8 protein-coding genes are annotated in these 6,970 nt (G+C 72.4%); 5 read left to right on the forward strand and 3 right to left on the reverse strand.

Features of this window, described 5'->3' with window-relative positions; genetic code table 11:
- Nucleotides 1-406: 406 nt before the first annotated feature.
- Both budA and alsS read left to right on the forward strand, forming a co-directional pair.
- Nucleotides 407-1,216 carry an acetolactate decarboxylase gene (budA, locus tag ACIP98_RS13205; RefSeq protein ID WP_401975606.1) on the forward strand — a complete coding sequence of 270 codons (810 nt, stop codon included), beginning with the start codon at nt 407-409 and terminating at the stop codon, nt 1,214-1,216.
- 76 nt (nt 1,217-1,292) lie between these two features.
- Entirely contained in the window at nt 1,293-2,978 is a 1,686-nt protein-coding gene (gene alsS / locus ACIP98_RS13210) for an acetolactate synthase AlsS (protein ID WP_319659441.1), read from the forward strand.
- Nucleotides 2,979-2,987: 9 nt separating this feature from the next.
- Here alsS and ACIP98_RS13215 read toward each other — a convergent pair whose 3' ends face one another.
- Nucleotides 2,988-3,452: a MarR family winged helix-turn-helix transcriptional regulator gene (locus ACIP98_RS13215; RefSeq protein ID WP_401975609.1), complete on the reverse strand. Its 465-nt coding sequence runs from the start codon at nt 3,450-3,452 to the stop codon at nt 2,988-2,990.
- A gap of 162 nt (nt 3,453-3,614) precedes the next feature.
- Between ACIP98_RS13215 and ACIP98_RS13220 the strand changes: the two genes are divergently transcribed.
- Together ACIP98_RS13220 and ACIP98_RS13225 are read left to right on the forward strand one after the other, a co-directional pair.
- Entirely contained in the window at nt 3,615-4,583 is a 969-nt protein-coding gene (locus ACIP98_RS13220; protein ID WP_401975611.1) for an alpha/beta hydrolase, read from the forward strand.
- Between the two features lie 50 nt (nt 4,584-4,633).
- Complete coding sequence (locus ACIP98_RS13225; RefSeq protein WP_401975614.1) at nt 4,634-4,822, forward strand: hypothetical protein; 189 nt, start codon at nt 4,634-4,636, stop codon at nt 4,820-4,822.
- A 32-nt stretch (nt 4,823-4,854) separates the two neighbouring features.
- On the opposite strand, the gene ACIP98_RS13230 is transcribed toward ACIP98_RS13225, so the two are convergent.
- Nucleotides 4,855-5,424 carry an NAD(P)H-dependent oxidoreductase gene (locus ACIP98_RS13230; protein ID WP_319659437.1) on the reverse strand — a complete coding sequence of 190 codons (570 nt, stop codon included), beginning with the start codon at nt 5,422-5,424 and terminating at the stop codon, nt 4,855-4,857.
- Nucleotides 5,425-5,666: 242 nt separating this feature from the next.
- Between ACIP98_RS13230 and ACIP98_RS13235 the strand changes: the two genes are divergently transcribed.
- Nucleotides 5,667-6,455 (forward strand): hypothetical protein, encoded by a 789-nt coding sequence (locus ACIP98_RS13235; protein WP_401975617.1) that lies wholly within the window; start codon nt 5,667-5,669, stop codon nt 6,453-6,455.
- Nucleotides 6,456-6,497: 42 nt separating this feature from the next.
- Here ACIP98_RS13235 and ACIP98_RS13240 read toward each other — a convergent pair whose 3' ends face one another.
- Complete coding sequence (locus ACIP98_RS13240) at nt 6,498-6,863, reverse strand: hypothetical protein (protein ID WP_319659435.1); 366 nt, start codon at nt 6,861-6,863, stop codon at nt 6,498-6,500.
- Nucleotides 6,864-6,970 lie beyond the last annotated feature (107 nt).

The raw sequence follows: 6,970 nt of genomic DNA on the forward strand, positions 1-6,970 counted from the left end.
CTAGCAGCAGTGGATCACCAAATAGCCACACGGTTGGGGCACTTGCAGATCTTCACATGGTCACCGCAACCTGCCAGGTCAGCGGCCCGTCCGGGGTACGCGGGAGTGGTGTTCCCGGTTGTCCCGCCATGCCCGGATCGAGGCCCTGCGGGCAGGCCGGTCCGGGGGGCGGAGGAAGTCGGAGGAACACCGGACGGGCCCGGCCGCCGCCGGGGTCGTCGAGATACCGGCCGGCCCGGCCGGAATCCGCCTCCGGCCCGCGGCATCGTTACGTCCCGCGGTCCGCCCGCGCCGCCGTTGCGCCCGCACTCGCCGGGCCCGGCCCCGGGGGATCACTCCGGTTGCGAGCCCCGACCACGGCGAGAGCATGTTTACAGGGCCCGCCAGGCGCGATGGAGGACGAGCGATGGCCGCCGAGGAGAACGCACAGGACCGGTTCCGCAGGTTCGTCCGGACGGTTCTGGCCCATCGGCACGGGGGCGCCGGCGCCGGGCACGACCCCGCACGCGCGCGGGAGGTCTACCAGAGCTCCACGATGGGGGCGCTGATCGACGGCGTCTACGACGGTGACGTTCCGGTCGCGGAACTGCTCCGGCACGGCGACTTCGGCCTGGGCACCTTCAACCACCTCGACGGCGAGATGCTCGTCCTCGACGGGGTCTGCTACCACCTGCGCGCGGGCGGATCCGTGGAGGTCGCCGGAGGCGGCGAACTCTCGCCGTTCGCGGCCCTGACCTGGTTCGGGGCCGACATCACCGAGGACGTGGCCTCGCCCCTGCCCCGCGCCGAGGTCACCGCGCTCGTGGACCGCACCGCCCGCAGCCCCAACCTGATCTACGCGATCCGGATCACCGGCCTCTTCGGTGAGGTCCGCACCCGTACCGTGCGCCGGCAGGAACCGCCGTACCCCTCGCTCACCGAGGCCGCCGAAGGACAGGCGGAGACCACCTTCACCGGCCTGCGCGGGACCCTCGCGGGTTATCGCACCCCCGCCTACGAGCAGGGCATCTCGGTCGCCGGCTACCACCTGCACTTCCTCGACGACGGCCGCACCCGCGGCGGCCACTGCCTGGACTTCCGGCTCGACCAGGGGACGATCGCCCTCGCCGAGCGCTCGGAGCTGCACCTCAGCCTGCCGACGACGCCGCAGTTCCTCTCGTCCGACCTGAGCCCCTCCGGACTGTCCGACCAGATCCGGCAGGCCGAGGGCGGCTGACCGCCGGCGGTCCGCGCACTGCCGCGGCAGCCGCCTCCACGTTCTCCCACCGAGCCCACGGCGAAAGGGGTCTCCCATGACCGCATCGGAAGTACGCGCCGCCCAGCGCGCGGTCGAGGTGCTCTCGGCGTACGGCGTCAGCCATGTCTTCGGCGTTCCCGGCGCCAAGATCGACGCGATCTACGACGCGCTGGTCGACGGCGGTCCCCAACTGGTGGTGTGCCGCCACGAGCAGAACGCGGCCTTCATGGCCGCGGCGGTCGGCCGGCTGACCGGGGTGCCGGGGGCGATCGTGGTGACCTCCGGCCCGGGCACGTCCAACAGCGCCACCGGACTGCTCACCGCCACCACCGAACAGGACCCGCTGGTCGCCTTGTGCGGCGCGGTGCCCCGCGCCGACCGGCTCAAGCGCAGCCACCAGTCCATGGACGCCACCGCCGCCCTGAAGCCCTTCACCAAGTACACCGGCGAGGTGGACGACGCGGACAACACGGCGGAGGCCGTCGCCAACGCCCTGCGCGCCGCCGTGACCGAGCCCCGCGGGGCCGCGGCCGTGGTGCTGCCGGCCGACGTGCTCGCCACGCCCACCGCCGCCCGCATCACCGAGGCGGTGCCGGTACCGGCCCAGGGTTCCGCGCCGGCCTCCGCCGTCGAGCGGGCGGCACGCCTGATCCGCGACGCCGAGCGCCCCGTCCTCCTCGTCGGGCTGCGCGGGGCGGGACCCGAGGCGTGCGCGGCGCTGCGCGAGCTGATCGCCGACACCGACCTGCCGGTGGTGGAGACGTTCCAGGCGGCCGGCGTGGTCTCGCGGGAACTGGAGGACCACTACCTCGGGCGCGTGGGGCTCTTCCGCAACCAGCCCGGCGACATCGGGATCGCCCATGCCGACGTGCTGGTGACCGTCGGCTTCGACGCCGTGGAGTACGACCCCAAACTGTGGAACACCGATCCGTCGCGCACCCTGGTGCACATCGACTGCCTCCCCGCGAACGTGGACAACCACTACCTCCCCGCCGTGGAACTGCGCGGCGACGTGGCGGCCACCCTCCGGGAGCTGGCAGGGCAGCTGCCCGGACTACGGCTCGGCGAAGAGGTGCTCGGCGAACTGGCCGAGCTGCGGCGGACTTCGGCCGGCATCGACGAGTCGGCACGCATGGCCGGCCACAACGGGAGCGGCCTGAATCCGGTGTCGGTGCTGCTCACGCTCCGCGACATGGTGGACGACGACGCCACCATCACCTGCGACGTCGGCTCCCACTACATCTACATGGCCCGTCACTTCCGCGCCTACGAACCGCGGCACCTGCTGTTCTCCAACGGTCAGCAGACGCTCGGCGTGGCCCTTCCGTGGGCGATGGCGACCTGCATGGTGCGTCCCGGCAAGCAGGTCGTGTCCGTCTCGGGTGACGGCGGCTTCCTGTTCAGCGCCCAGGAACTGGAGACCGCCACGCGGCTCGGCCTGCACTTCACCCATGTCATCCTGCGCGACAACAGCTACGACATGGTGGGTTTCCAGGAGGAGCTGAAATACGGCCGGACCTCCGGTGTACGCCTCGGCGACTACGACATCTCCCACTACGCCGCCGCTTTCGGCGCGCACGGCTACCGGGTCCACACCGACGAGCAGTTCACCAAGGTGCTCGGAGAGTCGCTGTCGCGCGAGGCCCGTGTCCAGCCGGGCGTCACGGTCATCGACGTCCCGGTCGACTACAGCCGCAACACCGAGCTGTTCGCCCAGCTCCACGAAGGGGTCCTGGAGTAGGGCCCGTTGTCACGCGGAGACGTTGGCGGTGAGCCGCCGCAGGACCCGTTTCGTGTCGTCGGACTCGGTCGGCGTGAGGCCCATGGCGTTCCCGATGGGGGAGGGGACGGTCGTGGCCCGCTCGCGCAGTGCGACGCCCGCCTCGGTGAGGCTCACCTGCACGGTGCGTTCGTCGTCGGGCCGGCGTTCGCGGCGGACGAGCCCCGCCGCCTCCAGTCGCTTGACCAGGGGAGTGAGCGTGCCGTAGTCGAGGTGCAGCGCCGTGGCGATGTCGCCGACGGGGGTCGGACCGCGCTCCCAGAGCACCAGGAGGGCCAGGTACTGCGGGTAGGTGAGGCCCAGTTCGTCCAGCAGGGGCCGGTAGCGGTTGGTGACGGCACGGGACGCGGCGTACAGGGCGAAGCAGAGCTGGTCGTCCAGCAGCATCGAGAAGTCCTGCGTGCGGTCGGCCGCGGAAGCGCCGGCTCGGTCCATGGCGCGCCCCTTCTCTCGTTCGCGCGTGTTCCGTGGACCCTATCCCACCGGGGGCGCGATTTCAACGCCAGCGATTAGCTTGTGCACGATGTAATCGTGGGATAGGTTTCCTTCCGTCAGCCGGCCGCAAGGGTCCGGTGACCGCTCTCGAAGGAGTCGGCCATGTCCGAATACGTGCCCACCGCCCCTGTCCTGGAGCCCGCCGCGGCGGAGTTCGCGGCGGCGACCGCGAAGCCGCCGTTCCTGTTCGACCTGGCCCCGGCCGAGGGCCGCAAGGCCGTCGACGAGGTCCAGTCCGGCGACATCGCCAAGCCGGACGTGGACGAGGAGTGGATCACCGTCGAGGGCGGCCCGACCGGCAGCGTCCGCGCACGGATCGTCCGCCCCGCCGGCGCCACCGGCGTCCTGCCCGTGGTCCTCTACATCCACGGCGCCGGCTGGGTCTTCGGCAACGCGCACACCCATGACCGACTGGTCCGTGAACTGGCCACCGGAGCCAGCGCCGCCGTGGTCTTCCCCGAGTACGACCTGTCGCCCGAGGCGCGCTACCCGGTGGCGATCGAGCAGAACTACGCCGTCGCCCGCTGGATCGTCGCCGAGGGCGCCGCCAAGAACCTCGACGCCGCCCGTATCGCGGTTGCCGGCGACTCCGTCGGCGGCAACATGACCGCCGCGCTGACCCTGATGGCCAAGGAGCGCGGCGACGTGCCCCTGGTGCAGCAGGTGCTGTTCTACCCGGTCACCGACGCGAACTTCGACACCGGTTCCTACCGTCAGTTCGCCGAGGGCTACTTCCTGCGCCGTGACGGCATGCGGTGGTTCTGGGACCAGTACACCACCGACCCCGCCCAGCGCGCCGAGATCACCGCCTCCCCGCTGCGTGCCACGGTCGAGCAGCTCGCCGGTCTGCCCCCGGCCCTTGTCGTCACCGGCGAGGCCGACGTCCTGCGCGACGAGGGCGAGGCCTACGCCGCCAAGCTCCGCGAGGCCGGCGTCCCCGTCACCGCCGTCCGCTACCAGGGCATCATCCACGACTTCGTGATGCTCGACGCCCTGCGCGGAACCCGCGCCGCCCAGGCCGCCATCGCCCAGGCGGTCACCGTCCTGCGCGAGGCTCTGGGTACCGTCTGAGCGACGGGGTCCCTCTCCGGTCCTCAGGCCACACCTGCGAAAGGCGATCCATGAGCAGCGAACCGTACTGCGACATCCCGGTGCCGGTCTCCGTGGACTGGACGGCGGCCCCCGGGGAGCCCGTCGCGGAGTGCACCCTGTGCCGGGAGCCGACCGAGTACAAGGCGCGGATCCCGGGCACCCCGCTCTGCCCGCGCTGCGAGTGGCAGGAGGCCCAGCGCACCGCCTGCTCCGGCTGAACCCGGACCCGCCGCCGCGCGACGGGGACCGGTCAGCCGGTGGGGGTCCGGCGCAGCGGCGCCAGCGCGTCGCTCCAGGCGACGACCTGGTCCAGGACGACGCCCAGCTCCCCGGCACGGCGCGGGCCCGGCTCGAACCGGCTCATGTCGACGAAGTCGCGGAACAGCGACAGCGCCACCTGCGCGCGCACCGTGGCCACCTGCACCTCGGCCATCACCACCCGCAGGTGCTCCACCGCGCGCGTCCCGCCGGCACTGCCGTAACTCACGAATCCCGCCGCCTTGTTGTTCCACTCCGCGTACAGGAAGTCGATGGCGTTCTTCAGCGCGCCGGGGATCGAGTGGTTGTACTCGGCGGTCACGAAGACGAACCCGTCGAACGACGCGATCTTCTCCGCCCACGCGAGCGTGTGCGGCCGGGTGTAGTGGCCCATCGACGGCGGCGCCTGCTCGTCCAGCAGCGGCAGCCCGTAGTCGTCGACGTCCACCAGCTCGTACTCCGCGTCGTCCCGCCCTGCGGCGTTGTCGTACACCCACTCCGCCACGGCCGCCCCGTTGCGGCCGGGCCGCGTGCTGCCGAGAATGACGGCGATCCTGGTCATGGCGCTGCTCCTGGGCGGTCGGCCGGCCGGGGCCCGGCGGGAGGGCGTGCCTGAGCCACGTTCCATGCCGGCCCGTCCGGCAACCGGGCCCGGGTGCCGCTTCGCCCGATCGCCGGGCGGCCGCTGCGCCGGACGGGTGAGCACGGGGCGGTTCGGACGCGGCGCTATGGTGGCCCCGGACGATGCCGGTGCGACGCGGGGGACTGGACGGCTTGCGATCAGGTGGGAAGCGTGGAGCGGTCATGGCCGCCGTGCTCGGTGTCGTCGTGGTGCTGTTCCTCGGTGCGTGCGGGACCCGGGTGGCCGGCCGGGACGGGGGCGTGACCGACCCGTCGACGGCCGGCGGGCCGATCCCGTGGACCACTGCGGCCCCGATCTCGGTCACCGGTGCCCGGCTGGGCGACGACCACCGCACGCTCGCCCTCGACGCCCAGGTGCCGCACGGCCCGCACCCGTGCGTCCGCGGGCTCAGGGCCGTGGTCACCGACACCGTGCCGCAGCACACGTGGGTGCAGATCACCTACTCCTCGCCCTCCGGCGACCGGCGTTCGGGGTGCACGGGCGTGACGACGGCCACCGCCCGGGTCCGGCTGCCCGAGCCACTGGGCGCCCGGGACCTGATCGTCGACAACTCCACGGTCTTCACCGCCGACGGCGCCCACCCGCCCGCGCTGCGGCTGTGCGGGCCACTGGGCTGCCGTCCGCCCGCCACGGGCTGCACCGCCGCCTCCTACGAGCAGGCGCTGATGGCAGTCGACGCCCCCGAGCACACCTACCGCGAAGCGGAGGTCTGCAACGGGAAGTGGCTCGTGCTGGACTTCTCCTGGCGCACCGGACCCGTCTGCGGCGACGGAGAGGCCCCCGAGTGCTCCTCCCGGCTGGGCGACCGCTGGTTCTTCCGGGCGGAGCCCGCCGGCTGGGTGCCGATCGTCCACGGGACGCACGGCGGATGCCAGGACGTGCGGCGCGAGGAACCCGCCTTCCCCGTATCGATGTGCGTGCACCTGGCGCCGTTCCGAGGAGCGCGGTAGCCGGCGCCCCCGGCGCCCCCGGCGGCCCCTGCCGACGTGCCGTCAGTGGCTCGGCGGCCCCGCCGGCTGCTGGTCCAGTGCCTCGGCCCGGCGCCGCAGGTCGGCGGCGATGTCGTCCCACTCGGGCCCGTGGAGGTAGAGGCTGTCGGCCGCCTCGCGCAACAGCGCCGGGTCGTCGGGACGCTGGAGCAGGGCGAGCCGGTAGGCGAGGTTGCGGATCCACACCGGAAGCAGTCCGTCGACCACGTGCGGGCTGAGGTCGCGCAGCATCGCGACGATCGAGTCGGCGTCGGCGAAGGTCAGTTCCTCGACGAAGTGCTGCTCCTGGTGGTTGAGCACGCAATCGCGCGTGGGCCGGTACTCGTCTCCGTACAGGCACCGGGCGTGCTCGGTCAGGGTCGTGTGCATGACGCGCAGCTTAGACCGACCGGCAATAGGTGGCCGCTGTGCGTCTGGGAGATGGTCTGGATGCGGCACGGGCACGGGCCTGCGTGATCATGGAGTTCTCTACGCTC

It is taken from the genome of Streptomyces sp. NPDC088354 (assembly GCF_044753585.1).
Taxonomy (GTDB): domain Bacteria; phylum Actinomycetota; class Actinomycetes; order Streptomycetales; family Streptomycetaceae; genus Actinacidiphila.

Coding starts and splice junctions, on each gene's coding strand:
- ACIP98_RS13235 (WP_401975617.1), top strand. CDS start 5,667: ATGGCCGCCGTGCTCGGTGTCGTCGTGGTGCTGTTCCTCGGTGCGTGC.
- alsS (WP_319659441.1), top strand. CDS start 1,293: ATGACCGCATCGGAAGTACGCGCCGCCCAGCGCGCGGTCGAGGTGCTC.
- ACIP98_RS13240 (WP_319659435.1), bottom strand. CDS start 6,863: ATGCACACGACCCTGACCGAGCACGCCCGGTGCCTGTACGGAGACGAG.
- ACIP98_RS13220 (WP_401975611.1), top strand. CDS start 3,615: ATGTCCGAATACGTGCCCACCGCCCCTGTCCTGGAGCCCGCCGCGGCG.
- ACIP98_RS13215 (WP_401975609.1), bottom strand. CDS start 3,452: ATGGACCGAGCCGGCGCTTCCGCGGCCGACCGCACGCAGGACTTCTCG.
- budA (WP_401975606.1), top strand. CDS start 407: ATGGCCGCCGAGGAGAACGCACAGGACCGGTTCCGCAGGTTCGTCCGG.
- ACIP98_RS13225 (WP_401975614.1), top strand. CDS start 4,634: ATGAGCAGCGAACCGTACTGCGACATCCCGGTGCCGGTCTCCGTGGAC.
- ACIP98_RS13230 (WP_319659437.1), bottom strand. CDS start 5,424: ATGACCAGGATCGCCGTCATTCTCGGCAGCACGCGGCCCGGCCGCAAC.